Here is a 24,609-nt window from a genome sequence, read left to right as displayed (position 1 = left end):
CCGAACGAGAAGAGGACGAAGCAGCGATGAGCCCCGCCGATGACGATCCGCAGCGCATCCTGATCGTCGACGACGAGCCCGCCGTGCGCGAGGCCCTGCAACGCAGCCTCGCCTTCGAGGGATACGGCACCGAGGTCGCCGTGGACGGCCTCGACGCGCTCGCCAAGGCGGAGTCGTACGCCCCCGACCTCATCGTCCTGGACATCCAGATGCCGCGCATGGACGGCCTGACCGCCGCCCGCCGCATCCGCTCCACCGGCACCACCACGCCCATCCTGATGCTCACGGCCCGGGACACCGTCGGCGACCGCGTCACCGGACTCGACGCGGGCGCCGACGACTACCTCGTCAAGCCCTTCGAGCTGGACGAACTCTTCGCCCGCATCCGCGCCCTGCTGCGCCGCAGCTCGTACGCGGTCGCGGCGGGCGGCCCCGTCCCCGACGACAACGTGCTGTCCTTCGCCGACCTGAAGATGGACCTCGCCACCCGCGAGGTCACCCGCGGCACCCGGCGCGTGGAGCTGACCCGTACCGAATTCACCCTCCTGGAGATGTTCCTCGCGCACCCGCGCCAGGTGCTGACCCGCGAGCAGATCCTCAAGGCGGTCTGGGGCTTCGACTTCGAGCCCAGCTCCAACTCCCTGGACGTGTACGTGATGTACCTGCGCCGCAAGACCGAGGCCGGCGGCGAACCGCGCCTGGTCCACACGGTCCGGGGCGTGGGCTACGCGCTGCGCTCCGGCGGGGGCGAGGGGTGACGGGGCCCCTGCACCGCTTCCGCGCCCTGCCGCTGCGCTCCCGGCTGGCCCTGCTGGTCGCGACGGCGGTCGCGGTGGCCGTCGCGGCGGTGGCGGTGGCCTGCTGGTTCGTCACGCGGGCGCAGCTGGAGGAGCGGCAGGACGAGACGCTGCGGGGGACGCGGGTCGACCAGGACTACCTGGTCGACCTGTACCGGTACTGCAAGCAAGCCACCAAACTGCCGCCCACGCCGTACAGCGGCTTCACCGTCCAGCTCATCGACGGCCAGGGGAACGCTTGCGTGGCCCCCGGCTCACCCGAACTCCCGGTGACCGGTTCGGACCTCTCGGTGATCGGCAGCGACCGCACCGGTCCCCTGCACACGGAGACCGCCTCCGACGGTACGAAGATGCGCGTCTTCACCTACCCGGTGACGGCGACGCGCGTACCGGGACCCGACCAGCCACGCATCGACCTGGGCGTCTCCATCGCCCGCCCCCTGAGCGAGATCGACAAACCCCTCTCCACCCTCGCCTGGGTCCTCCTCCTCGTCTCCGGTATCGGCGTGGTCGGCGCCGGCGCCGCCGGGCTCTGGGTGGCCCGTTCCGGGCTGCGCCCCGTCGACGAGCTGACCGAGGCCGTCGAGCACGTCGCCCGTACCGAGGACCTGACCGTCCGCATCCCGGTCGATGGCGAGGACGAGATCGCCCGCCTGTCCCGGTCGTTCAACTCGATGACCGCCTCGCTGGCCACCTCCCGGGACCGGCAGGCCCAGCTCATCGCGGACGCCGGTCACGAGCTGCGCACCCCGCTGACCTCGCTCCGCACCAACGTCGAACTCCTCGCCCGCAGCGACGAGACGGGCCGCGCGATCCCGCCGGACGACCGCAAGGCGCTGATGTCCTCGGTGAAGGCGCAGATGACGGAGCTGGCCTCGCTCATCGGCGACCTCCAGGAACTGGCCCGCCCGGACGCCGCCAGGACCGGCCCGCTCCAGGTGGTGGCCCTGCACGACATCACCCGTACCGCCCTGCAACGGGCCCGGCTGCGCGGCCCCGAGCTGACGATCACGGCCGAACTGGCCCCCTGGTACGTGCGCGCCGAACCCGCGGCGCTGGAGCGGGCGATCGTCAACGTCCTGGACAACGCCGTGAAGTTCAGCCCGCCCGGCTCCACGATCGACGTGGAGCTGCACCGGGGCCGGCTGACGGTACGGGACCACGGCCCCGGCATCCCCGCCGACGAACTCCCCCACGTCTTCGAACGCTTCTGGCGCTCCCCGTCCGCCCGCCAGCTCCCGGGCTCGGGCCTCGGCCTGTCGATCGTGGCCCGTACGGTCCAGCAGTCGGGCGGCGACATCGCCCTGAGCCCGGCCCCGGGCGGGGGCACGGAAGCCGTGATCAGCCTCCCGGGGGCGCCGACGCCGCCGCCGGACGGGGTGCCGGAGTAGCGCCACCCTCCACGTGACGTTCCACACAGGGAAAGCGTACGGACCGAGAGCAACTGCACTCTTTGCCGATATCTGTCCGCACCCACCGGTCGCGCTTCGTCCGGGATCTGCGGAAAACGCTTTCGTCCGGCTCCCAGGAGCCTCATACGATCTTCACAGCCGCCCGCGTGAGCGAACCGCTGTGGCCGGCGTTCTTTCAGAATTTCTCCGCTTTCCCCCATTTCCGATCCGGACCCCAAGGGCACATGTGAAGATTCGTCGCACTCTCGCCACCGCCGTGGCCGTCGCCATCACCACCCCCGCCGTTCTCCTCTCCGTCACCCCGGCCTTCGCCGACTCCAAGCCGGCCGCGGAATCGCGGGCCAAGCCGACGATCGAGGAACTCGAAAAGGCCGCGGCCGAGGCCCAGAAGGCCTACGACAAGGCCCTCGCCGCGAAGGACGCCGGCTACGAGGAGCTGAAGACCGCCCTCTCCGACAAGGCGCCCCTCGCCGTGGCGGCCGCTGCCGCCCGTAAGGCAGCCACCGAGGCCGCTGCCGCCAAGACCGCCGCCGACCAGGCTGTCACCGACGCCCGGGCGGCCCTCGCCGACCTGCCCGACACCGCGACCGACGCCGAGCGGACCGCCGCCGAGAAGGCCGTCACCGACGCCGAGACCGCCGCCGCCACCGCGGCCACCGCCAAGACCGAGGCCGACACCGAGGCCACCGAGGCCGGCACCGCGTCCGACGACGCCCGGGTCGCCGCCGCCCGCGCCTACTCCGTCCTGCAGAACGCCCTGGCCGACGCCCTCGCCGCCAAGACCGCGGCGGACGAGGCGCTGACCAAGGCCCGGGACGAGGAGAAGGGCGGCCAGGACTGCGTGGGCGCCGACCTGAGGGCCGCCGTGACCGGCATGCCCGCCTCGGTCACCGCCGGCACGACCACCACCTTCTCGCTCCGCGTCGGCAACGGCACGAAGCAGACCCTCGACGCGGTCACCACGTACGCCAACGTGCACACCACCGACACGACCGGCCTCAAGACCACCGACGGGTCCATGCACCTCCAGTGGTCCACCGCCGCCTCCCCGAAATGGCGCGCCGTCCCCGCCGACCACCTCATCAGCGGCCTCGGTCCGCTGAAGGCCGGCGCGCACACCGACGTCAAGCTCCGCCTCACGGCTGACGCCAAGGCCCCGGCCGGCAACGGCGTCGTCCTCACCTCGGCCGACTACGTCAACAAGGACGGCTCCTGCGGCGGCGGCGCCGGCATGGACACGTACGCCTTCACGGTCAAGGCGGCGGGGTCCAAGACCGGGACGACCGGCGGCACGGGCGACGGTGCCGGCACCGGCACCGGTTCCGGCACCGCGGGCACGACCGGCTCCACCGGCGGGTCCGGGCAGCAGGCCCAGGGCTCGGCGTCCGACGACTCGGTGACCGCCGGGGGCGGCCTCGCCTCCACGGGTGCCTCCGACGCCACCGTCCCGCTCGGGCTCGCCGGCGGCGCGGCCGTGGTCCTCGGCGGGGCGGCCGTGCTCGTCGTCCGCCGCCGCCGGGCCGGCGCGGAAGCCTGAGCAGGGCCCATAAAAAAGAGGGAGGGGCTGCGGGCCGGGTGACCGGTCCGCAGCCCCTCCCCCGTTTCGGGTGCTACTGGATGACCGTGATCCGGTCCGTCGCCGGCGGGGCCAGCGGGGCCGAGGCCGTGGAGTGCGCGGCCAGGTAGTCGTTGAACAGGTCCAGGTCGGAGGCACCGACGAGCTTGTTGGTGCCCTCGCCGAGCGCCGCGAAGCCGTCACCGCCGCCCGCGAGGAACTCGTTCATCGCGACGCGGTACGTCTTGCCCGCGTCGATCGCCTCGCCGTTCAGCTTGATGGTGTCGGTGACCACGCGGTCCGCGCCGGACTTCGTCATGTCCAGCGTGTAGGTGAGGCCCTCGGACACCTGGAGGATCTTCGGGCTGGCCTCGTTCGAGCCGCTGACCTGCTGCTGGAGGGCGCTGACGAGCTGCGCACCGGTCAGGTCGACGACGTTCATCATGTTGGTGAAGGGCTGCACGGTGAACGACTCCCCGTACGTGACGACCCCGTCGCCCTCACTGCCCGACGCCTTGTGGACCAGGTCGGCGCGGATGCCGCCCGGGTTCATGAAGGCGACGACCGCACCACCCTTGTCCGCCGGGGCCAGGCCCTCCAGCTGCGCGTCCGCGATCAGGTTGCCGAGCGGCTTCTCCGGGGCCGTGGAGCCGCGGCCGTTGATGTCGGCCGAGATGTAGCCCTGCGGCCGGTTCGAGATCGGCGCCGCGAGGGTGTTCCAGCGGGCGATCAGGTCCGTCATGTCCTTGGCCGGCGTCTGGTCCCGGCTGACGATGTGGTTCGCCGAGACCGGGTTCGACGGGGCGGGGGTGTGGTGCTTGGAACCCTTCTTGGCCGAGCCCTTCACCGCCGTGCGCACGATGTCGTTGGTGCGGCGGTCGTAGGTCAGCGTCGTGTCCGTGTACAGCTTGCCGAACGACGCGGCCGACGTGACCAGGCGCGGGTTGCCCGCCGGGTCCGGGATCGTGCACACGTACGCCTGGTGCGTGTGGCCCGTCACCAGCGCGTCGACCTTCGGCGTGATGCCCTTGGCGATGTCGGTGATCGGCCCGGAGATGCCGTCACCCGCGCCGGGGCTGTCGCAGTCGTAGTCGTACGCCGCGGAGGCGGGCGCGCCGCCCTCGTGGATCAGGGCGACGATGGACTTGACGCCCTGCCGGTCCAGCTCCTTGGCGTACTTGTTGATCGTCTCGATCTCGTCGTGGAACTTCAGGCCCTTGACGCCGTTGGCCGTCACGATGTCCGGCGTGCCCTCCAGGGTCACCCCGATGAAGCCGATCTTGACGCCGTTCTTCTTCCACACGGTGTACGGGCGGAGGATCGGCTTGCCCGTCTTCTCGTCCGTCACATTGGCGGCCAGGTACGGGAAGTCGGCCCCCTTGAACTTCTTGCCCTTCTCGTAGCAGCCCTCGACCGGGTGGCAGCCGCCGTTCTGGAGACGGGCCAGCTCGGTGGCGCCCTCGTCGAACTCGTGGTTGCCGACGCTCGTCACATCGAGGTCGATCTTGTTGAGCGCCTCGATGGTCGGCTCGTCGTGGAACAGCCCCGAGAGCAGCGGGCTCGCCCCGACCATGTCGCCGCCGGCCGCGGTGATGGAGTACGGGTGGCCCTTGCGGGCGGTGCGCAGCGAGGAGGCGAGGTACTCCACGCCGCCGGCCGGGACGGCCTCCGTCGTGCCGTCGGCCTTCGTCTCGGTGACCGTACCGGCGGAGCCCTCCGGGGGCTCCAGGTTGCCGTGCAGGTCGTTGAAGGACAGCAACTGCACGTCGACGGTCCGGGCCGGCGTCTGGTGGCCGTGGCCCTTGCCGTGCCCGTTGCCGTGGCCGTGCCCATTGCCGTGCCCATTGCCGTGCCCGTGACCGTGGGCGCCGGCCGGCGTGGCGGCGACGAGGACGCCCACGGTGACCAGACCGGCCGCGGCGGCGAGCACCCGCCGGGACGCACGTTTCTTCTGCGGTGTCGCTGACATCGGTCCCCTTGTGAGTTCAGCGGGTGGTTCGAGTACGCGTCCGAGGACGCGAGCCGCAGCCTAGAGTCAACGCGCGTAGCGCGACAGATGTTTGCGGTTACGAACTGGTTGCCGCCCGATCGGAACGGGGCCATCCACCCATATGGGTGCGGGGGTGCGCCTCCACCCGGTGGGTGGGGGCGGGGTCCCTCCGGGCAGACTCCTCAAAAATGGCGTGTTCACCCGACGACGCGATGAACCCCGGTCGTACGCCATTTTCTGCGGGGACTCCCCTGCACGCCCCCACCCACGTCCACCTGCGTCTGCACGCCGGTGGTACGTCTGCCGCAGACGCATGACGGCCGGTCCGGGGGCGTGCAGGGGAGTCCCCGCAGGACGACGAACGGATACCCGGGCACGGCTGCGTACCCGCCGAACGTTCGTCGTCTGAGGAGACGCCCCGGAGGGACCCCGGACCCCACCCAGGGCGCACAGGCGTGCTTTCAAGCCCGTCCGGCGATTGAGGACGGAACCCTCCGCCCCGGGACGGGGCAACCGACACCCCCACCCCCGGGCCGGAGGCCCTTACGCTCGTACGCATGACGACTGACGTACCCCTCCCCGCCCCCGGCCGCGAGATCCAGACGCTCGACACCCTCTCCCCCGACCAGTCCGCAGCCGTCCTGGACCTGCTCGCCGAGGCCGCGCGGGCCGACGGCAGGCAGGCCGTCTCCGAGCAGGGGCGGCTGCAACTGCGCGGCGGGGAGCGGGAAGGCGTACGGCACTTCCTGCTGTCCGCCGGGGGCGTGCTCGCCGGGTACGCGCAGCTGGAGGACACCGACCCCGTCGAGGCGCCCGCCGCCGAGCTCGTCGTCCACCCCTCGCACCGGGGACACGGGCACGGGCGGGCCCTCGGGGCCGCACTGCTCGCCGCCACCGGCAAGCGGCTGCGGGTGTGGGCACACGGCGGCAAGGCCTCGGCCCGCCACCTCGCCCAGGTCCTCGGCCTCTCCCTGTTCCGGGAACTGCGCCAGCTGCGCCGCCCGTTGAGCCCACTGAACCTCGCCGAGCCGGCCCTGCCCCCGGGTGTCACCGTCCGCACCTTCGTCCCGGGCGAGGACGACGCAGCCTGGCTCGCCGTGAACAGCGCGGCGTTCGCCCACCACCCCGAGCAGGGCTCCCTGACGCAGCGCGATCTGGACGACCGCAAGGCCGAGCCCTGGTTCGACCCGAAGGGCTTCTTCCTGGCCGAGCGCGAGGACGGCACCGGCGGCACCGAGCTGATCGGCTTCCACTGGACGAAGGTGCACGCCGACGATCGGCTCGGCGAGGTGTATGTGGTCGGCATCCGGCCCGACGCCCAGGGCGGCGGCCTCGGCAAGGCGCTCACCGCGATCGGGCTGCGCCACCTGGCCGCCGAGGGGCTGCCGACGGCGATGCTCTACGTGGACGCGGACAACCCGGCGGCCCTCGCCGTGTACGAGCGGATGGGCTTCGTCACGCACGAGGTCGACCTGATGTACCGCACGGAGTCCTGAGGTCCACGACTCCCCCGGGGGCGGCGTCGCTTGACGCCGCCCCCTTCTTACGCCACCCTTTCACTACTCAATTAGTGAAAGGGTGAAGATGCCCGGGTCCGCAGCAGTCGAGTTCCGCATCGACCGGCGCAGCGGCGTCGCCACGTACCTCCAGATCGTCCAGCAGACCAAGCAGGCCCTGCGCCTGGGACTGCTGGAGCCGGGCGACCGGCTGCCGACCGCGCGGGAGGTGGTCGAGGCGACCGCGATCAACCCGAACACCGTGCTGAAGGCGTACCGGGAGCTGGAACGCGAGGGGCTCGTCGAGGCCCGCCGCGGCCTCGGCACCTTCGTCACCCGCACGCTCGGCAGCGCGGCGGCGGCCGACGACGACTCCCCGCTGCGCGCCGAACTCGCCGGCTGGGCCGGCCGCGCGCGGGCCGCCGGTCTCGACCGGGACGACGTGAGCGCGCTCTTCACCGCCGTACTGGACAGCACATTCGAGGGGGACCAGGACCGATGACAGGTACAGCGCTGGAGGCCGACGGCCTCGGCATGAGGTATCGCGGCAGGGGAGGCGGCTGGGCGCTGCGGAACTGCGGTTTCCGGCTCCCGGCCGGTTCCGTCTGCGCGCTCGTCGGGCCCAACGGTGCCGGAAAGTCGACCCTGCTCGCCCTCGCGGCGGGCTTCCTGCGGCCGCCCGAGGGAACGGTACGGGTGCTGGGCTCGGCGCCCGGCGAGGCCCGGAGCCGGATGGGCTATGTGGCCCAGGACAAGCCGCTGTACCCGCAGTTGACGGTCACCGAGACCCTGTGGGCGGGCGCCGAGCTGAACCCCGCGACCTGGGACCAGGACACCGCACAGCGCATCGCCGAACCGCTCCCGGCCGACGCGAAGGTCCGCACCCTGTCCGGCGGGCAGCGCACCCGCCTCGCCCTGGCCCTGGTACTGGGCAAACGGCCCGAGATCCTGCTGCTGGACGAGCCGATGGCCGACCTCGACCCGCTCGCCCGGCACCAGCTGATGGGAGCCCTGATGGCGGAGGCCGCCGAGCACGGCACCACCATCGTGATGTCGTCGCACATCCTCAGCGAGCTGGAGGGCGCCTGCGACTACCTGCTCCTGGTCGACGGCGGCCGCATCCGCCTCGGCGGCGAGACGGACGACCTGATCAACGCACACGCCCTGCTCACCGGCCCCGTACAGGACCTCGCGCCGCACACGGTGGTCGAGTCCCGCACCACGGGGCGGGTCCGGACCGCGCTGGTCCGAAGGGAGGGCCCCGTGGACCCCGCCGTCTGGCAGACCGCCGAACCGTCCCTGGAGGAACTGTTGCTGGCCCACCTGCGCTCCCCCGAGGCCCCCGCGCTGCTCACCCCGAGCGCGACGGCCCGTCAGGCGGTGGCCGCGTGAGCACGCTCCAGCTGCGCGGCCCGGCACGCGTCGTCGTACGGCAGCAGCGCGGCGCCCTGTGGGCGGCCTGCGCGCTGGTGGTCCTGGGCATCGCCTTCGTGATCGGGCTCCGGATCTGGGTCGCCACCACGCCCGAGAACTGCGCCGACGGCGACACCACGCGCTGCGGCGACAGTACCTACCTGCCCACCTACGCCCGCAGCGCGTCCCAGACCTACCTGGCGGGCGGTGGCACCGCCCTCCTGGTGCTCTCCGTGCTGATCGGGGTCTTCGTCGCGGGCCCGCTGATCGCCCGCGAGCTGGAGAACGGAACGTTCCGCTTCGCCTGGGCCCAGTCGGTCCCGCCCGCCCGGTGGCTGGCGGCCCGGCTCGCCCTGCCCGCTGTCCTGTCGACCGCTGCCATGACCGTGCTGCTGCTCGTCTACCGGTGGGGCCGGACGGGTGTCCAGGGCGACTCGCCCCACGAGCTGCACTGGTCCCAACGCGGGGTCTTCCCCGCCCTCGGCCCGGTCGTCGTCGCCTACGCCCTGTTCGCCGTGGCCGTCGGCGCCCTGTGCGCCGTGCTCGTACGCCGCACCCTGCCGGCCATGGGCCTCACCGCGGTAGTCCTGACCGTGGTCATGTACGGCTTCGGCAAGCGCCGCTACGAGCTCTGGCCCACGGTCCGCGGCCTCGACGAAAAGGGCTGGAGCGACAGTTCCTGGCCCATCGAATCCGGCATGCTCACCCCGTCCGGCAAGGAGCTCTACTGGAAGGACTGCTTCACGCGGGGCAACCCCGGCCCGGACTGCCTGAGGGACCAGGGCGGGGTCACCAACTTCGTCGACCACCATCCCCTCTCCCATTTCTGGCCCCTCCAGCTCGTGGAGACCGGCATCCTGCTCGCCCTCGCGGCCGGAGCCGTCGCGCTCGCCTTCCGTATCCTGCGCCGCCACCACGCCTGAGGCGCGCCCGGACCCGCCCGGGGCCTCCCGCCCCGGGCGGACCGCCACACACGGCCACCCACCGCTTCCTGCATGTCATGTCGTCGTTACCGGGCATTCAGACGCCCTTGCGACCCTCTCAGGATGCAGCCAGCCCTGCCGACCCCCCGCAGCGGGCGGAATCCCGGCGGAATGCGCCCCGCCCGCGCCTCCTCCGCGATCTCGTCCTCCTCCGACGCGCCCCCGGAGCGCTCCGCGCGGAACAATGGGCTCATGAGCCAGCAGCCCAGCTCCGAGGTTCCGGTCCAGCCCGCCGCCCAACCCTCCGTCGGCTCGCTCGCCGCGCACCGGCCGCATGCCGTCGCCTCCTCCTCGTCCCGGGAGAGCCTGTCCACCGCTGCGGATCTCGATCCCGACATCGACGCGGACGCCGACGCGTACGAGCCCGACGCGGACGGGGACGAGCTGCCCCAGGGGCGGTTCCTGGACCGCGAACGCAGTTGGCTCGCATTCAACGAACGTGTTCTGGAACTCGCCGAGGACCCCGCCACACCCCTACTCGAACGGGCTAATTTCCTCGCCATCTTCGCGTCGAATCTGGACGAGTTCTTCATGGTCCGGGTGGCCGGCCTCAAGCGCCGTATCGCGACCGGGGTCGCCACGCGCTCCGCGTCCGGCCTCCAGCCCCGCGAGGTCCTGGACCTGATCTGGACCCGCTCGCGCGAACTCATGGCCCGGCACGCCGCCTGCTACCAGCAGGACGTCGCCCCCGCCCTGACCGACGAGGGCATCCAGCTGATCCGCTGGCCGGAGCTGACCGAGAAGGAGCAGGCCCGCCTGTTCACCTTCTTCCGCCAGCGCGTCTTCCCCGTCCTCACCCCCCTCGCCGTGGACCCGGCGCACCCCTTCCCGTACATCTCCGGCCTCTCGCTCAACCTCGCCGTCGTCGTACGCAACCCGGTCAGCGGCCACCGCCACTTCGCCCGGGTCAAGGTGCCGCCGCTGCTGACCCGCTTCCTGGAGGCGTCGCCGCAGCGCTACGTGCCCATAGAGGACGTCATCGCGGCCCACCTGGAGGAGCTGTTCCCGGGCATGGAGGTGCTGGCGCACCACATGTTCCGGGTCACCAGGAACGAGGACCTGGAGGTCGAGGAGGACGACGCGGAGAACCTCCTCAAGGCCCTGGAGAAGGAGCTGATGCGGCGCCGCTTCGGCCCGCCGGTCCGGCTGGAGGTCGAGGAGTCCATCGACCCGTACGTGCTGGACCTGCTGGTCCGCGAGCTGAAGGTGTCCGACGCCGAGGTCTACCCGCTGCCCGGACCGCTCGACCTGACCGGACTGTTCGGCATAGCGTCGCTGGACCGGCCCGAGCTGAAGTTCCCCAAGTTCATCGCCGGCACCCACCGCGACCTCGCCGAGGTGGAGTCCGCGTCCGCCCCCGACATCTTCGCCGCCCTGCGCGAGCGCGACGTGCTGCTGCACCACCCGTACGACTCCTTCTCCACCTCCGTCCAGGCCTTCCTGGAACAGGCGGCGGGCGACCCGGACGTCCTCGCGATCAAGCAGACCCTGTACCGGACCTCGGGCGACTCCCCGATAGTGGACGCCCTCATCGACGCCGCCGAGTCCGGCAAGCAGGTCCTCGTCCTCGTCGAGATCAAGGCCCGCTTCGACGAGCAGGCCAACATCAAGTGGGCGCGCAAGCTGGAGGAGGCGGGCTGCCATGTCGTCTACGGTCTCGTCGGCCTGAAGACCCACTGCAAGCTGTCCCTCGTCGTCCGGCAGGAGGGCGACACCCTGCGCCGCTACTCGCACGTCGGCACCGGCAACTACCACCCCAAGACGGCCCGGCTGTACGAGGACCTCGGCCTGCTCACCGCCGACCCGCAGGTCGGCGCGGACCTCTCCGACCTCTTCAACCGGCTCTCCGGCTACTCCCGCCGCGAGACCTACCGCCGCCTCCTCGTCGCCCCCAAGTCGCTGCGCGACGGCCTGATCGCCCGGATCGCCAAGGAGGTGACGCACCATCGGGCCGGACTGCCCGCCTACGTACGGATCAAGGTCAACTCGATGGTCGACGAAGCGGTCATAGACGCCTGCTACCGGGCCGCGCAGGCCGGTGTCCCGGTCGACATCTGGGTGCGCGGCATCTGCGCCATCCGCCCCGGCGTCGCCGGCCTGTCCGAGAACATCCGGGTCCGCTCGGTCCTCGGCCGCTTCCTCGAACACTCCCGGGTCTTCTCGTTCGGCAACGGCGGCGAGCCCGAAGTCTGGTTCGGCAGCGCCGACATGATGCACCGCAACCTCGACCGCCGCATCGAGGCCCTGGTCCGGGTCACCGACCCCGCCCACCGGGCCGCGCTCAGCCGCCTCCTGGAGACCGGCATGTCCGACACCACCTCGTCCTGGCACCTGGGCCCCGACGGGAACTGGACCCGGCACTCCGTGGACGCGGACGGCAGGCCCCTGCGGCACGTACAGGAAATGCTCATTGACGCCCGGAGGCGCCGGCGTGCGACGCCCTGACCACCAGACCCAGGCCGGCCCGACCGGCGCGGCCGGTACCACCGGCGTGAGCGCCGGCGCGGTGCTCGGCCCGTATCTGCGCACCCAGGCCGCGGACTTTCTGCGCAGCCTGCGCCTGCACCGCGAGAACACCGCCCCCGCGGACACCGGTTCGCGCTCCGCCGAGCAGGCCGCGGCGGCGCTGCGCCGCTCCTCCCGCCGGATCGGCTCCGCCCTGCGCACCTTCCGCACGGCGCTCGACCCCCTCTGGGCCGAGCAACTCCGTACCGAACTGGCCTGGCTGTCCGGCACGCTGGCCCGCGAGCACGCCTACGCGGACCGGCTGACCCGGCTCCTCGAAGCGCTGCACGGGCTGTCCGGCGCCCCCGCCCTCCCCGCCGCCCGCACCTCGGGGGAGCCCGCGGACAAGGGGCGCCCCGTCCTCGGCGTCGGGGCGGCGCGCGCCGGCGCACTCCTGGAACGGCAGCTGACCCTCGCCCGGACCCGCGCCCACTCCGCCGCCCTCCAGGCCCTCGGCTCCTCCCGCTTCCACGCGGTGGCCGACGCCGTCGCCCTGCTCGCCTCCGACGTCCCGTTCGCCGCCGCCGCGGCCGGCCCCGCCGGCGAGCTGCTGAGCGGCCCCGCGGACCTGGCGGAGCAGCGGCTGCTCGGCGCGGTGGCGGCGCTGCCCCCGGACGAGCCGGCGAAGCCGTACAACGAGGCGCACGACGCGCCCTGGCACCAGACCCGGCTGCTGCTGCGGCTGCACCGGTACGCCCACGAGGTGGTGAGCGGCGCCCCCGATCCGGTCCTGGCCGCCGCCGGGCACGCGCTCGATCTGCACCGGGACGCGGTGGAGGCGGCCGGAGCGGCCGCCGCTGCCGCCCGTACGCCGAGGATCGCCCCCGCGACCGCGTACGCCCTCGGTGTCCTGCACGCCGACCAGCGCCACGAGGTGGAGGCGGCGCGCACGGTGTTCCGCGCGAGCTGGCCGTACGCGGCGACGGGCGCGGCGCGGTCGTGAACGGCACGGTGCGGGCGGCGGGCTGCGTGCTGTGGCGCCGCCCGCCCGCACCCGCTACGGGCGTGGAGCTGTGCCTCGTGCACCGGCCGCGTTACGACGACTGGTCGTTCCCCAAGGGCAAGCTGAAGCGCGGCGAGTCCCTGCGGGACGCGGCGGTCCGCGAGGTCCTGGAGGAGACGGGCCACCACTGTGTGCCGGGGGCCGTGCTGCCCATGGTCCGGTACGTCGCGAACGGCCGCCCGAAGGAGGTCACGTACTGGTCCGCCCAGGCCACGGCGGGCTCCTTCGTCCCGAACCGCGAGGTGGACGGCGTGCTGTGGCTCCCGCCCGCCGCCGCCCGCACCCGCCTGACGCAGCCCCGCGACCGCGACGTGCTGGACGCGGCGCTCAGGACGCTGCCGGGCGCGTAGCGCCGCCGCGCGGTCCCGTCCGGCCCGTGCGTACGGGGCCGGACGGGCCCGGAACCAGGCCGCCCGCCACGGTTCACCCTCCGTTCACCCACCCCCGCAAACCGCTTCACCTGTTCTGCCTAATTTCGGCAGTGCACGGTGCGAGGCACACACCGCACCGGCCCCGACTTCCGCAGTACCCATCCACCACATCGCACGCCGTCGTCGGACGAGAGAACACCTCGGCGGCTTCTGGAAGGAACACCCGAAAGTGAAGCTTCAGCGCATGAACCGGCTTCGTGCCACCGCGCTCGGTGCCCTCGCCGTCTCCGGCGCCCTGGTCCTCACGGCGTGCGGTTCGGACGACAACAGCGGCGACACCTCCACCACCGGCGGCGCCCAGACGAAGGCCGCGTCCAACGTCTCGTGCGACGGCGCCAAGGGGCAGCTGCGCGCCTCCGGCTCCAGCGCGCAGAAGAACGCCATGGACCTCTGGGTCAAGGAGTACATGGCGGCCTGCTCCGGCGTGGAGATCAACTACAACTCCTCCTCGTCCGGCGAGGGCATCGTCGCCTTCAACCAGGGCACCGTCGGCTTCGCCGGCTCCGACTCGGCGCTGAAGCCCGAGGAGGTCGCCGACTCCAAGAAGATCTGCAAGACCGGCCAGGGCATCAACCTGCCGATGGTCGGCGGCCCGATCGCGGTCGGCTTCCACCTCGAGGGCGTCGACAGCCTGACGCTGGACGCCCCCACCCTCGCCAAGATCTTCGACACGAAGATCAAGAAGTGGAACGACGAGGCGATCGCCAAGCTCAACCCCGACGCCAAGCTGCCGGACAAGGCGATCCAGCCCTTCCACCGCTCCGAGGACTCCGGCACCACGCAGAACCTCGGCAAGTACCTGGGCGCCGCGGCCCCGTCCGACTGGAAGTACGAGGCCGAGAAGAAGTGGCCGGCCCCCGGTGGCCAGGCCGCGTCCGGCTCCTCCGGCGTCGCCACCCAGGTCAAGCAGGTCGACGGCTCGATCGGCTACTTCGAGCTGTCCTACGCCACCTCGCAGCAGATCAGCACGGTCGACATCGAGACCGGCGGCTCCGCCCCGGTCAAGGCGTCCTCCGAGAACGCCTCGAAGGCCATCGCCGCCGCCAAGGTCAAGGGCACCGGCAAGGACCTGGCGCTCGACCTCGACTACACCACCAAGGCCGAGGGCGCCTACCCGCTGGTCCTGGTCACCTACGAGGTCGTCTGCGACACCGGCAACAAGGCCGACACCCTCGGCACGGTCAAGTCCTTCCTGACCTACACCGCCTCCGCGGACGGCCAGAAGCTCCTCACCGAGGCCGGCTACGCCCCGATCCCCGAGGAGATCAACGCCAAGGTCCGCGAGACCGTCGCCGGCCTCTCGTAACGAGAACACCCGCGCCACCCGTACGAAGCGACCGGCGGCCGGTCCGGAACACCCCTCCGGACCGGCCCGCCACCCCCAGCCCCATCCGGTGCACCGCCGCACGGGGAGCCCCCCGCTCCCCCACACAGACCGGAAAGACCATGGCTTCCACCACACAGACAGAAACCCCACCGGCCCCGCCGGCCGGGCGGTCCCGCCCCCGGTCCACGGGCCGCGCCGGGGACCGGATCTTCCTCGGCCTCTCCCGCGGCTCCGGCATCCTGCTCCTGGTGATCATGGCGTCGATCGCCGTGTTCCTCAGCTACCGCGCCGCGGTCGCCATCTCCAAGGACGAGGGCAACTTCCTCACCACCTTCGACTGGAACCCGGCCGGTGACCCGCCCGTCTTCGGCATCGCCGTCCTGCTCTTCGGGACCGTCGTCAGCTCCGTCATCGCGATGCTCATCGCGGTCCCGGTCGCCGTCGGCATCGCCCTGTTCATCTCGCACTACGCCCCGCGCAAGCTGGCCGGCGTGATCGCGTACGTCATCGACCTGCTCGCCGCGGTGCCCAGCATCGTCTACGGCATCTGGGGCGCCCTCGTCCTCGTGCCGTACCTGGAGGGGCTGAACCTCTGGCTCGACCAGTTCTTCGGCTGGACGTACGTCTTCGAGAAGACCGAGATCGGCGTCGCCCGCTCGCTGTTCACCGTCGGCATCCTGCTCGCGGTCATGATCCTGCCGATCGTGACGAGCGTCAGCCGCGAGGTCTTCCTCCAGGTCCCGCGCATGAACGAGGAGGCCGCGCTCGCCCTCGGCGCGACGCGCTGGGAGGTCATCCGCCTCTCGGTGCTGCCGTTCGGCCGCTCCGGCGTGATCTCCGCCTCGATGCTGGGCCTGGGCCGCGCGCTCGGCGAGACGATGGCCGTCGCCACGGTCCTGTCGCCGAGCTTCCTCATCTCGCTGCACGTGCTCAACCCGGGCGGCGGGACGTTCGCCCAGAACATCGCCGCGAAGTTCGGCGAGGCCGACGCGTTCGGGCGGGACGCCCTGATCGCCTCCGGCCTGGTCCTCTTCGTCCTCACCCTGCTGGTCAACGGCGCCGCGCGGCTCATCATCGCCCGCCGCAAGGAGTACTCGGGGGCCAACGCATGAGCCACGCCACCACCACCGGCGTCCAGGAACGCCCGACGCCCACACCGCCCGCGCCGGCCGGCACCCTCAGCAGCCGGACCCTGCCCCGCCTCGCCCCGCTCGGCTTCGCCGCCGTCGCCATCGCCCTGGGCGTCGGCGTCAGCCTCGCCGCCGGCTGGCAGAGCCGCGTGCAGTGGGGCCTGATCTCCGCGCTGCTCTTCCTGGTGATCTCGTACGTCACCACCAGCGTCGTCGAGAACCAGCGCCAGGCCAGGGACCGCCTCGCCACCAGCCTGGTCTGGGTGTGCTTCCTGCTCGCCGTCGTCCCGCTCGCCTCGCTGCTCTGGACCACCATCAGCCGCGGCTCGGAGCGCCTGGACCTCTACTTCCTGACCCACTCCATGGCCGGTGTCCTCGGCCCCGAGGCCAGCGGCGGTGTCTACCACGCCCTGATCGGCACCCTGGAGCAGGTCGGCATCGCCACCCTGATCTCCGCCCCGCTCGGCCTGCTCACCGCGGTGTACCTGGTGGAGTACGGCAAGGGCGCGCTGGCCCGCGCCGTCACCTTCTTCGTGGACGTGATGACCGGCATCCCGTCCATCGTGGCCGGCCTGTTCATCCTGTCGATCATGCTGATCGCGGGCCTGGAACCGTCCGGTCTGATGGGCGCGCTCGCCCTGACGATCCTGATGATCCCGGTCGTGGTCCGCTCCACCGAGGAGATGCTCAAGCTCGTACCGAACGAGCTCCGCGAGGCGTCCCTCGCCCTCGGCATCCCGAAGTGGCGCACGATCCTGAAGGTGGTCCTGCCGACCGCGATCGGCGGCATCGCGACGGGCGTCATGCTCGCGGTCGCCCGTATCGCCGGCGAGACCGCCCCGATCATCCTGCTGGTCTTCGGCAGTCAGCTGATCAACACCAACCCCTTCGAAGGCGCCCAGTCGTCCCTGCCGTTCTACATCTACGAGCAGTACAAGATCGGTGAGGCCGCGTCCTACGACCGCGCCTGGGCAGCGGCCCTGGTCCTGATCGCCTTCGTCATGATCCTCAATCTGGTGGCCCGCGGCATAGCCCGCTGGAAGGCCCCGAAGACCGGCCGCTAGGCCCGGCGGAAAGCAGCAGTGATTCAGATGGCCAAGCGCATAGACGTCAGCGGACTGTCGGCCTACTACGGCAGCCACAAGGCGATCGACGACATCTCCATGACCGTGGAACCCCGCTCGGTGACCGCCTTCATCGGCCCCTCCGGCTGCGGCAAGTCCACCTTCCTGCGCACCCTGAACCGGATGCACGAGGTCACCCCCGGCGGCCGCGTCGAGGGCAAGGTGATGCTGGACGACGAGAACCTGTACGGGACGAACGTCGACCCGGTCACCGTGCGCCGCACGGTCGGCATGGTCTTCCAGCGCCCGAACCCCTTCCCCACCATGTCGATCTTCGACAACGTCGCGGCGGGCCTGCGGCTCAACGGCTCGTACCGCAAGAGCGCCCTCAACGACATCGTGGAGAAGTCGCTGCGCGGCGCGAACCTGTGGAACGAGGTCAAGGACCGGCTGAACAAGCCCGGCTCCGGTCTCTCCGGCGGTCAGCAGCAGCGCCTGTGCATCGCCCGCGCCATCGCGGTCGAGCCGGACGTCCTGCTGATGGACGAGCCGTGCTCCGCGCTCGACCCGATCTCCACCCTCGCCATCGAGGACCTGGTCGGGGAGTTGAAGGAACGGTTCACGATCGTCATCGTGACGCACAACATGCAGCAGGCGGCCCGGGTGTCGGACCGCACGGCGTTCTTCAACCTCGCGGCGGTCGGCAAGCCCGGCAAGCTCATCGAGATCGACGAGACGGAACGCATCTTCTCCAACCCGTCGGTCCAGGCCACGGAGGACTACATCTCCGGCCGCTTCGGCTGAGCCCGGACCGCCTCCCATGAACGGCCTTGAGGTGCTGCATGGCGGTGTCACCACAAGGCGAAGGGTCCGCCCCGCTCTCCGTGAGGAGCGCGGGGCGGACCCACACGATCAGGCACGTGTCCGGCTCAGCCGAACAGCAGGAAGACGACCCCGTAGCTCGCCGCGGCGACCAGCGCGGCCGCCGGCATCGTGATGAACCACCCGAGGATGATGTTCTTCGCGACGCCCCACCGCACCGCGTTCACCCGCTTCGTGGCGCCCACACCCATGATCGCCGAGGTGATCACATGCGTGGTCGAGATCGGGGCGTGGAAGAGAAACGCCGAACCGAACATGATCGACGCGCCCGTCGTCTCGGCGGCGAAGCCCTGCGGCGGGTCCAGCTCGATGATCTTCCGGCCGAGCGTACGCATGATGCGCCAGCCACCCGCGTACGTACCGAGCGACAGCATCAGCGCGCAGACGAGCTTCACCCAGACCGGGATCGGGTCGCTCGGGGACTCCACATCGGCGATGACCAGGGCCATCACCACGATGCCCATCGTCTTCTGCGCGTCCTGGAGACCGTGCCCGAGCGCCATGCCGGCCGCCGAGACCGTCTGCGCGATACGGAAACCGCGCTTGGCCTTGTGCGGGTTGGACTTCCGGAACATCCACATGATGGCGACCATCACCAGATAACCGACCACCAGGCCGATCACCGGGGACACGAACATGGGGATGACGACCTTGTCGAGCACCCCGTCCCAGTGCACCATCGTCCCGCCGGCCAGCGCCGCGCCGACCATGCCGCCGAACAGGGCGTGCGAGGACGACGAGGGCAGCCCGAAGTACCAGGTGATGAGGTTCCAGATGACGGCGCCGACGAGCGCGGCGAAGAGGATGCCCATCCCCTTGTGGCCCTCGGGCGTCGCGATCAGGCCCTCGCTGACGGTCTTGGCGACCCCGCTGCCCAGGAACGCGCCTGCGAGGTTCATCACGGCCGCCATCGCCAGGGCCGCACGCGGGGTCAGGGCCCGGGTGGAGACCGAGGTCGCGATGGCGTTCGCGGAGTCGTGGAAGCCGTTGGTGTACGTGAAGCCGAGCGCGACGCCGATGGTCACGATCAGTACAAAGGTGTCCACGTGGTTCAGGACTCCTTGACCGCGATGGTCTCCACCGTGTTCGCGACGTGCTCGAACGCGTCGGCAGCCTCTTCCAGCACATCCACGATCTGCTTCAGCTTCAGCACCTCTATGGCGTCGTACTTGCCGTTGAAGAGGTGGGCGAGCAGCTTGCGGTGGATCTGGTCGGCCTGGTTCTCCAGACGGTTGACCTCGATCCAGTACTCGGTGAGGTTGTCCATCGTGCGCAGACCAGGCATGGCCTCGGCGGTCAGTTCGGCCGCCCGCGCCAGCACCTCGATCTGCTGCTCCACACCCTTGGGAAGCTCATCGATCTGGTAGAGCACAACCAGATCGACGGCCTCCTCCATGAAGTCCATGATGTCGTCGAGCGACGACGCGAGGTTGTAAATGTCCTCACGGTCGAAGGGCGTAATGAAGGAGGAGTTCAGCTGGTGGAAGATCGCGTGGGTCGCGTCGTCCCCCGCGTGCTCCGCTGCCCGCATACGCTCCGCGATCTCGACTCGGGAGGCAGAATCCGCCCCGAGCAGTTCCATCAGGAGTTTCGAGCCCGTGACGATGTTGTCCGCGGATGCGGAGAACATGTCGTAGAAGCTCGTCTCCCTGGGGGTCAGACGAAAGCGCACGTGGGGTCCTCGGGGTGCTTTGGATTCGGTCAGGCTGATGCTAGGCGCATCATCCGGCCACGGCTAACCGGCATTCTTCAGTGTCGCGCATCGGGCACAGTGATCAGCACGGGGCCCCGGTCACGTTTCAGCTGAATTCGTTAAGATATACCCACCAGGGGTATATAAACGGCAGGGTAAAGGGAAACGGGAGGCAGCAATGACGACCACCGAGGCCACAGGGACACACCCCTCACGGGACGCGGCGTCCGGCACCGACCCGGCGGACACCACGGCCCCCGTGGAAGCGATCGTGACCGACCACGACCGCGGGATACACGGCTACCACCACCAGAAGACCGAACACCTCAAACGCCTGCGCCGCATCGAGGGCCAGATCCGCGGCCTCCAGCGCATGGTCGACGAGGACGTCTACTGCATCGACATACTCACCCAGGTCTCGGCGTCCACCAAGGCGCTCCAGTCCTTCGCGCTCCAGCTCCTCGAAGAGCACCTGCGCCACTGCGTGGCCGACGCGGCGGTCAAGGGCGGCGAGGAGATCGACGCGAAGGTCGAGGAGGCCACCAAGGCCATCGCCCGCCTGCTGCGCACCTGATCCCGGGGGCCGCCGCTCCTGATCCCGGGGGCCGCCGCCCGCTCTCCGCGAAAGCCCCGTCAGCCCCGGTGCTCGCCCTGCCGGGGGACGGTGGTGCGGTCGGTGCTCACCTTCACGTCGAGCACCTCATCGATACGATCCGCGCTGAGCCGTTCCCCGATCGCCGCCGAGGCCGCGATCATCAGTTCCCCGCACAGCTCGATCTCGGCGAGCGCCACATGGTCGGATACGGTCGGGGCGCTGAGCGTCACCACGTCACTCACCTCTCACTGCCGTCACCGGCTTCCTAGGGTAGAGAGCCCGATACGCGCCGCGCATGGCACGGACGGACCATTTCGATGCCACCGGATGGCTAGGGGCCCTCGTCCGGATCGGGCCGGGCCCGCCCCGGCTCGATCTCGCCGGTGTAGATGTCCCGCTCGTCCGGCAGCGTCACGGTGACCGGCACGCCGAACCCGTACAGCAGCGTGGTCGACACGACCTCCGCCGCCGGGCCCTCGCCGGTCAGGCTGAAGCGGTGGCGCACCTTGCGCAGCCGCCCCTGTCCGTCGAGATAGGCGTCGAACGGAACCTCGACCGTGCGGAACCCTTTCGCCGCCGCCACCAGCGACGCCCGCGACGGGGCCGCCGCCAGCCGTGCGGCCCGGCCGATGTCGGCGGTCCCCCGGTAGTGCCGTACGGTCACCCCGGCCAGGTCCGTCTCGCCGACGTACGTCACGGTCCCCGCGCCGCGCAGCAGTTCGGCGGCGGCCATCGGGTCGGTGACCCCGCCGGTGACCAGGTTGCCGTCCTCCAGCGCCGTCGTGTCGATCCGCACCCATTTGTCCGCGGGCACCCCGGCACCCCGGTTCATCATGTAAAGGGCGCCCGGGGCCAGCAGCTCCGTGATGGGGCGGTGCTCCTCCTCGCCCGCGGCGTCCGGCGGCAGCACGACCGTGAGCCGGCCGGACCCGGCACGGAAGTCGTACGCCCCCTTGCCCCTGATCGTGACCCGGGTACCGCCGGAGGCCGTCTCCATCGACGTACTCACCTCGGCGCTCACGACGCCCTCCCCGGCGAGGACCGCGGCCGCCCGCCGCACCACCTCGACCGCCCCGTCCCGGGCGTCGGCGGCCGTGGCCCGGTCCCCGCCGCCGTCACCGGTGCACCCGGCGGCCGCCGCCATCACGACCGCCACGGCAAGGGCGCGCACACCGCGCACCCCGCCTCCGGACCTGTGCCGCTGCACCACCATCGCCCGCCAACCCTCAACGACATACCGCTTGCCCGAGGCTCTGCCCGCCTCGCATAACGACAGCCCCTGTCGCATGTAACGTCTTCGGCCCCGATTGGCGCCACATGGTGGGCCTCGCGGCCCGTACCCCCGCCGGCACACCCCTCCCGACCGGGCCACCCCGCCCAGTACCGTGGTCGCGTGTACGACCAACACGCCGCCGAGGTCTCCCGGGACCGGCCCGTCCATGAGCCCACCACCGTCGAACGCGGGTCCTTCTGCACCGCCCGCTGCACCTGCGGCTGGTCGGGGCCGGCCCGCCGGTCCCGCGACCGGGCCCGCACGGACGCCGAGGAACACCGCACCACGGCCTGAGCACCGGCCCTCCCCCCACCTCTCCCCCCACTCCGGAGGTCCGATGACCCAGCCGAACCGGCGCACCCTCCTCGCCGCGGGCGCCGCCGCCGTCCTCACCGGCGCCACCGCCACCGCGTGCGAGGGCACGGAGCCCTCCGCCCCCGCCGCCGGCCCCACCCCGGCCTCGTCCGGCGCCCCTTCCCCCACGAAGTCCGCCTCCCCCTCCCCCTCCTCCGTACCGGCGGACTGGTCCGCGCTGGCCAAGAGCCTGGAGGGACCGCTGATCCGGCCCGGTGACACGGCGTACCCGACCGCCCGTCAGCTCTACAACACCCGCTTCGACGACCAGAAACCGGCCGCCGTCGCGTACGTCTCCCACGAGGACGACATCCGCGAGTGCCTGGCCTTCGCCCGCCGCACCTCCGTGCCCGTCGCGATCCGCAGCGGCGGCCACTCGTACGCGGGCTGGTCGAGCGGCAACGGACGTCTCGTCGTTGACGTCTCGTCACTCTCCCGCGTCGACCGGGACGGCACGATCGGCGCGGGCGCCAAGCTCCTCGACGTCTACCAGGGGCTCGCCGCGCACGGCCTGACGATCCCCGGCGGGTCCTGCCCCACGGTCGGCATCTCCGGCCTGACCCTCGGCGGCGGCCACGGCGTCGCCGCCCGCGCCTACGGCCTGACCTGCGACAACCTCACCGCGGCGACACTCGTCACCGCCGACGGCACCACGGTCACCGCCGACGCCAAACGCAACCCGAACCTCTTCTGGGCGCTGCGCGGCGCGGGCAACGGCAACTTCGGCGTCGTCACCGAACTCCGCTTCCGCACCCGGCCGGCCCCGCAGACCGTCACCGCGTACATGTCCTGGCCCTGGTCACGCGCCCGCGCCGTCGTCACGGCCTGGCAGGAGTGGGGCCCCGACCAGCCGGACGAGATCTGGTCCGCCGCCCACCTCGCGGCCGGCCCCGGCGGCATCAACCCGACGGTCACGGTCTCGGCGTTCAGCCTCGGTACGTACGGGGACCTGCAGAACGCCGTCGACCGCCTCGCCGACCGCATCGGCGCCTCCGCCACCTCCGTATCGCTGCGCCGCCGCAGTTACCAGGAGGCGATGCTCGTGTACGCGGGCTGCTCGGGCATCACGGACGCGCAGTGCCACCTGCCGGGCACCACACCCGGCCGCACCACGCAGGGCACCCTCCAGCGCGAGACGTACGCCGCGGCCTCCGACTTCTACGACCGCTCGCTGCCCCCGGCGGGCGTATCGGCCCTGCTCACCGCGGTCGAGGCGTTCACCCGGCTCGACACGGGCCAGGGCGGCGGCGGTTCGGTCGCGCTGACCGCGCTGGGTGGCGCGGTGAACCGCGTCGACCCGCAGGCCACGGCGTTCGTCCACCGCCGCTCCCGGATGCTCGCCCAGTACATCGGCGCCTGGCGCCCCGGCACGGCGGGCACCGCCCAGCAGAACTGGCTGAAAGACACCCACACGGCGATGCGCCCGTACGCCTCGGGCGCGGCGTACCAGAACTACTCGGACCCGGCCCTGACGGACTGGCGACAGGCGTACTACGGCACGGCGACGAAGCGTCTGGCAGAGGTGAAGAAGCAGTACGACCCGGAGGGGCTGTTCTCGTACCCGCAGGGGGTCTGACCTCGTACCCGCGGGGGGTCTGACCTCGTACCCGCGGGGGGTCTGACCTCGTACCCGCGGGGGGTCTGACCTCGTACCCGCGGGGGGTCTGACCTCGTACCCGCAGAGGGTCTGTTCTCGTACCCACAGGGGGTCCGAGGGAGTCCGACGACGGGGTTCGGGGGTCGCGGTGGCGGGTTCTACTGATCCCCGCCCCGCCCTGCCCCGCCCTGCCCCGCCTCAGGCGGCGAGGCCCTTCTCTCCCTCGGAGCCGCCGCCCGATCCGGGCCGGGGCTCGGGGATCCCGAGCGACTCGTCGTCCCGGCCGTCGGACTCCGCCGCCCGGGGCCGGCGCGACCGGACGAGCGGGCCGAGGCGGGCGGAGCGGGAGACCGCAGCCACCAGGGGCGTCAACAGCATCATGGCGAGGGGCGCGAGGAGCAGCGCGACGGCCGTACCGAGGGCGAATCCGCCGATGACGTCGGTGGGGTAGTGGACGCCCATGTAGATCCGGCAGAAGCCCTCCAGCAGGGCGAGCCCGATGGCGGCGATGCCGAACTTGCGGTGGGCGACGAAGAGGCCGACGCCGAGGGCCATCGCCATGGTGGCGTGGTCGCTGACGAAGGAGAAGTCGTTCTTGCCGTCGACCAGGACGTCGAGCCCCTGATGGTCCTTGAACGGCCGGGGCCGTTCGACGAATCCACGGATCGGGATGTTGATGAGCAACGCGATCCCGGCGGCGAGCGGCGCCCAGACGAGCCCGGCCACCGAGGACACCGATTCCTCGGCCGTGCCGCGCCGGCGGACGCTCCACCAGCACCACAGGACCACGAGGACCATGCCGAGCATGATCCCGTACTCACCGACGAACTCCATGACCCGGTCGAACCAGGTGGGAGCGGCCTTGGCGAGCCCGTTGATGTCGTAGAGCAGGCTGACGTCGGGGTTCGACCCATCCAGTGCGAGTCCAGCCATCTGCCGCGGCCCCTTGCCTTGTCTGCTGCTGCGGCGCACGTCCCTGTGCGCCGCGCTTACGAACCCCCGTATTCGGTTCGTCCACATCGGTCGATCACACGCCCAGCCAGAGAACGACGCGCTCCGCGCGTACGTTCCACTCTCCACCGAATGATCACCATGACGTTATCGAAGAG

The 24,609-nt window shown here is 71.4% G+C and carries 23 protein-coding genes; 17 read left to right on the top strand and 6 right to left on the bottom strand.

Features of this window, described 5'->3' with window-relative positions; genetic code table 11:
• Positions 1-26 precede the first annotated feature (26 nt).
• The 3 genes from P8A18_RS18340 (at position 27) to P8A18_RS18330 (ending at position 3,746) form a co-directional block, all read left to right on the top strand.
• Positions 27-758 carry a response regulator transcription factor gene (locus tag P8A18_RS18340; RefSeq protein ID WP_018554921.1) on the top strand — a complete coding sequence of 244 codons (732 nt, stop codon included), beginning with the start codon at positions 27-29 and terminating at the stop codon, positions 756-758.
• Positions 755-2,188, top strand: a complete 1,434-nt coding sequence (locus tag P8A18_RS18335) for a sensor histidine kinase (protein WP_306055915.1) — start codon at positions 755-757, stop codon at positions 2,186-2,188. The genes P8A18_RS18340 and P8A18_RS18335 overlap by 4 nt, the downstream gene beginning before the upstream one ends.
• Positions 2,189-2,435: 247 nt before the next feature.
• Complete coding sequence (locus tag P8A18_RS18330) at positions 2,436-3,746, top strand: LPXTG cell wall anchor domain-containing protein (RefSeq protein ID WP_306055913.1); 1,311 nt, start codon at positions 2,436-2,438, stop codon at positions 3,744-3,746.
• A 73-nt stretch (positions 3,747-3,819) separates the two neighbouring features.
• Here P8A18_RS18330 and P8A18_RS18325 read toward each other — a convergent pair whose 3' ends face one another.
• Positions 3,820-5,733 (bottom strand): bifunctional metallophosphatase/5'-nucleotidase, encoded by a 1,914-nt coding sequence (locus tag P8A18_RS18325; protein ID WP_306055912.1) that lies wholly within the window; start codon positions 5,731-5,733, stop codon positions 3,820-3,822.
• A 578-nt stretch (positions 5,734-6,311) separates the two neighbouring features.
• Between P8A18_RS18325 and mshD the strand changes: the two genes are divergently transcribed.
• From mshD to pstB, 11 genes are all read left to right on the top strand, one after another.
• Positions 6,312-7,250 (top strand): mycothiol synthase, encoded by a 939-nt coding sequence (gene mshD / locus P8A18_RS18320; RefSeq protein ID WP_306055911.1) that lies wholly within the window; start codon positions 6,312-6,314, stop codon positions 7,248-7,250.
• 88 nt (positions 7,251-7,338) lie between these two features.
• On the top strand, positions 7,339-7,752 hold the full coding sequence (locus P8A18_RS18315; protein WP_026250159.1) for a GntR family transcriptional regulator: 414 nt from the start codon (positions 7,339-7,341) through the stop codon (positions 7,750-7,752).
• Complete coding sequence (locus tag P8A18_RS18310) at positions 7,749-8,642, top strand: ABC transporter ATP-binding protein (RefSeq protein WP_306055909.1); 894 nt, start codon at positions 7,749-7,751, stop codon at positions 8,640-8,642. The genes P8A18_RS18315 and P8A18_RS18310 overlap by 4 nt, the downstream gene beginning before the upstream one ends.
• The gene (locus P8A18_RS18305) at positions 8,639-9,586 is read left to right on the top strand and encodes an ABC-2 membrane transporter-related protein (RefSeq protein ID WP_306055908.1); all 948 of its coding nucleotides are present in this window, start codon (positions 8,639-8,641) and stop codon (positions 9,584-9,586) included. The genes P8A18_RS18310 and P8A18_RS18305 overlap by 4 nt, the downstream gene beginning before the upstream one ends.
• Positions 9,587-9,838: 252 nt before the next feature.
• On the top strand, positions 9,839-12,091 hold the full coding sequence (locus tag P8A18_RS18300; protein WP_306055907.1) for an RNA degradosome polyphosphate kinase: 2,253 nt from the start codon (positions 9,839-9,841) through the stop codon (positions 12,089-12,091).
• Positions 12,078-13,094 (top strand): CHAD domain-containing protein, encoded by a 1,017-nt coding sequence (locus P8A18_RS18295; protein ID WP_306055906.1) that lies wholly within the window; start codon positions 12,078-12,080, stop codon positions 13,092-13,094. The genes P8A18_RS18300 and P8A18_RS18295 overlap by 14 nt, the downstream gene beginning before the upstream one ends.
• Positions 13,091-13,504 carry an NUDIX hydrolase gene (locus tag P8A18_RS18290; protein ID WP_306055905.1) on the top strand — a complete coding sequence of 138 codons (414 nt, stop codon included), beginning with the start codon at positions 13,091-13,093 and terminating at the stop codon, positions 13,502-13,504. Before P8A18_RS18295 ends, P8A18_RS18290 begins: the two co-directional genes overlap by 4 nt.
• Before the next feature lie 250 nt (positions 13,505-13,754).
• Positions 13,755-14,891, top strand: coding sequence for a phosphate ABC transporter substrate-binding protein PstS (pstS, locus tag P8A18_RS18285; RefSeq protein ID WP_306055904.1), 1,137 nt, complete (start codon positions 13,755-13,757; stop codon positions 14,889-14,891).
• A gap of 140 nt (positions 14,892-15,031) precedes the next feature.
• The gene (gene pstC / locus P8A18_RS18280) at positions 15,032-16,024 is read left to right on the top strand and encodes a phosphate ABC transporter permease subunit PstC (RefSeq protein ID WP_018554437.1); all 993 of its coding nucleotides are present in this window, start codon (positions 15,032-15,034) and stop codon (positions 16,022-16,024) included.
• On the top strand, positions 16,021-17,106 hold the full coding sequence (pstA, locus tag P8A18_RS18275; RefSeq protein ID WP_306055903.1) for a phosphate ABC transporter permease PstA: 1,086 nt from the start codon (positions 16,021-16,023) through the stop codon (positions 17,104-17,106). Before pstC ends, pstA begins: the two co-directional genes overlap by 4 nt.
• A 27-nt stretch (positions 17,107-17,133) precedes the next feature.
• Positions 17,134-17,910, top strand: a complete 777-nt coding sequence (gene pstB / locus P8A18_RS18270) for a phosphate ABC transporter ATP-binding protein PstB (protein ID WP_018554435.1) — start codon at positions 17,134-17,136, stop codon at positions 17,908-17,910.
• Between the two features lie 125 nt (positions 17,911-18,035).
• Here pstB and P8A18_RS18265 read toward each other — a convergent pair whose 3' ends face one another.
• Both P8A18_RS18265 and P8A18_RS18260 read right to left on the bottom strand, forming a co-directional pair.
• Positions 18,036-19,034, bottom strand: coding sequence for an inorganic phosphate transporter (locus P8A18_RS18265; RefSeq protein WP_018554434.1), 999 nt, complete (start codon positions 19,032-19,034; stop codon positions 18,036-18,038).
• 5 nt (positions 19,035-19,039) lie between these two features.
• The gene (locus P8A18_RS18260; RefSeq protein ID WP_026250158.1) at positions 19,040-19,660 is read right to left on the bottom strand and encodes a DUF47 domain-containing protein; all 621 of its coding nucleotides are present in this window, start codon (positions 19,658-19,660) and stop codon (positions 19,040-19,042) included.
• A gap of 199 nt (positions 19,661-19,859) precedes the next feature.
• On the opposite strand from P8A18_RS18260, the gene P8A18_RS18255 reads away from it, so the two are divergent.
• Positions 19,860-20,255 (top strand): metal-sensitive transcriptional regulator, encoded by a 396-nt coding sequence (locus tag P8A18_RS18255; protein WP_306055902.1) that lies wholly within the window; start codon positions 19,860-19,862, stop codon positions 20,253-20,255.
• 59 nt (positions 20,256-20,314) lie between these two features.
• On the opposite strand, the gene P8A18_RS18250 is transcribed toward P8A18_RS18255, so the two are convergent.
• Both P8A18_RS18250 and P8A18_RS18245 read right to left on the bottom strand, forming a co-directional pair.
• Entirely contained in the window at positions 20,315-20,509 is a 195-nt protein-coding gene (locus P8A18_RS18250) for a hypothetical protein (RefSeq protein ID WP_018554431.1), read from the bottom strand.
• A gap of 98 nt (positions 20,510-20,607) precedes the next feature.
• Complete coding sequence (locus P8A18_RS18245) at positions 20,608-21,489, bottom strand: SCO4651 family lipoprotein (RefSeq protein ID WP_306055900.1); 882 nt, start codon at positions 21,487-21,489, stop codon at positions 20,608-20,610.
• A 180-nt stretch (positions 21,490-21,669) separates the two neighbouring features.
• On the opposite strand from P8A18_RS18245, the gene P8A18_RS18240 reads away from it, so the two are divergent.
• Together P8A18_RS18240 and P8A18_RS18235 are read left to right on the top strand one after the other, a co-directional pair.
• On the top strand, positions 21,670-21,843 hold the full coding sequence (locus P8A18_RS18240; protein WP_306055899.1) for a hypothetical protein: 174 nt from the start codon (positions 21,670-21,672) through the stop codon (positions 21,841-21,843).
• A gap of 43 nt (positions 21,844-21,886) precedes the next feature.
• Positions 21,887-23,479 carry an FAD-binding oxidoreductase gene (locus tag P8A18_RS18235; RefSeq protein WP_306055898.1) on the top strand — a complete coding sequence of 531 codons (1,593 nt, stop codon included), beginning with the start codon at positions 21,887-21,889 and terminating at the stop codon, positions 23,477-23,479.
• A 219-nt stretch (positions 23,480-23,698) separates the two neighbouring features.
• Here P8A18_RS18235 and P8A18_RS18230 read toward each other — a convergent pair whose 3' ends face one another.
• Positions 23,699-24,433, bottom strand: a complete 735-nt coding sequence (locus P8A18_RS18230) for a phosphatase PAP2 family protein (RefSeq protein WP_306055897.1) — start codon at positions 24,431-24,433, stop codon at positions 23,699-23,701.
• Positions 24,434-24,609 lie beyond the last annotated feature (176 nt).

The organism is Streptomyces sp. Mut1, from assembly GCF_030719295.1.
Taxonomy (GTDB): Bacteria; Actinomycetota; Actinomycetes; order Streptomycetales; family Streptomycetaceae; genus Streptomyces; species Streptomyces castrisilvae.
The sequence above is the reverse complement of the archived record's forward strand: the minus strand, read 5'-3'. Positions and strand labels throughout refer to the sequence as shown.

Excerpts from the sequence above, each read along its gene's own strand:
- P8A18_RS18340 (WP_018554921.1), top strand. The coding sequence starts at position 27 with ATGAGCCCCGCCGATGACGATCCGCAGCGCATCCTGATCGTCGACGAC.
- P8A18_RS18325 (WP_306055912.1), bottom strand. The coding sequence starts at position 5,733 with ATGTCAGCGACACCGCAGAAGAAACGTGCGTCCCGGCGGGTGCTCGCC.
- mshD (WP_306055911.1), top strand. The coding sequence starts at position 6,312 with ATGACGACTGACGTACCCCTCCCCGCCCCCGGCCGCGAGATCCAGACG.
- P8A18_RS18315 (WP_026250159.1), top strand. The coding sequence starts at position 7,339 with ATGCCCGGGTCCGCAGCAGTCGAGTTCCGCATCGACCGGCGCAGCGGC.
- P8A18_RS18310 (WP_306055909.1), top strand. The coding sequence starts at position 7,749 with ATGACAGGTACAGCGCTGGAGGCCGACGGCCTCGGCATGAGGTATCGC.
- P8A18_RS18300 (WP_306055907.1), top strand. The coding sequence starts at position 9,839 with ATGAGCCAGCAGCCCAGCTCCGAGGTTCCGGTCCAGCCCGCCGCCCAA.
- pstC (WP_018554437.1), top strand. The coding sequence starts at position 15,032 with ATGGCTTCCACCACACAGACAGAAACCCCACCGGCCCCGCCGGCCGGG.
- pstA (WP_306055903.1), top strand. The coding sequence starts at position 16,021 with ATGAGCCACGCCACCACCACCGGCGTCCAGGAACGCCCGACGCCCACA.
- pstB (WP_018554435.1), top strand. The coding sequence starts at position 17,134 with ATGGCCAAGCGCATAGACGTCAGCGGACTGTCGGCCTACTACGGCAGC.
- P8A18_RS18255 (WP_306055902.1), top strand. The coding sequence starts at position 19,860 with ATGACGACCACCGAGGCCACAGGGACACACCCCTCACGGGACGCGGCG.
- P8A18_RS18245 (WP_306055900.1), bottom strand. The coding sequence starts at position 21,489 with ATGGTGGTGCAGCGGCACAGGTCCGGAGGCGGGGTGCGCGGTGTGCGC.
- P8A18_RS18235 (WP_306055898.1), top strand. The coding sequence starts at position 21,887 with ATGACCCAGCCGAACCGGCGCACCCTCCTCGCCGCGGGCGCCGCCGCC.
- P8A18_RS18230 (WP_306055897.1), bottom strand. The coding sequence starts at position 24,433 with ATGGCTGGACTCGCACTGGATGGGTCGAACCCCGACGTCAGCCTGCTC.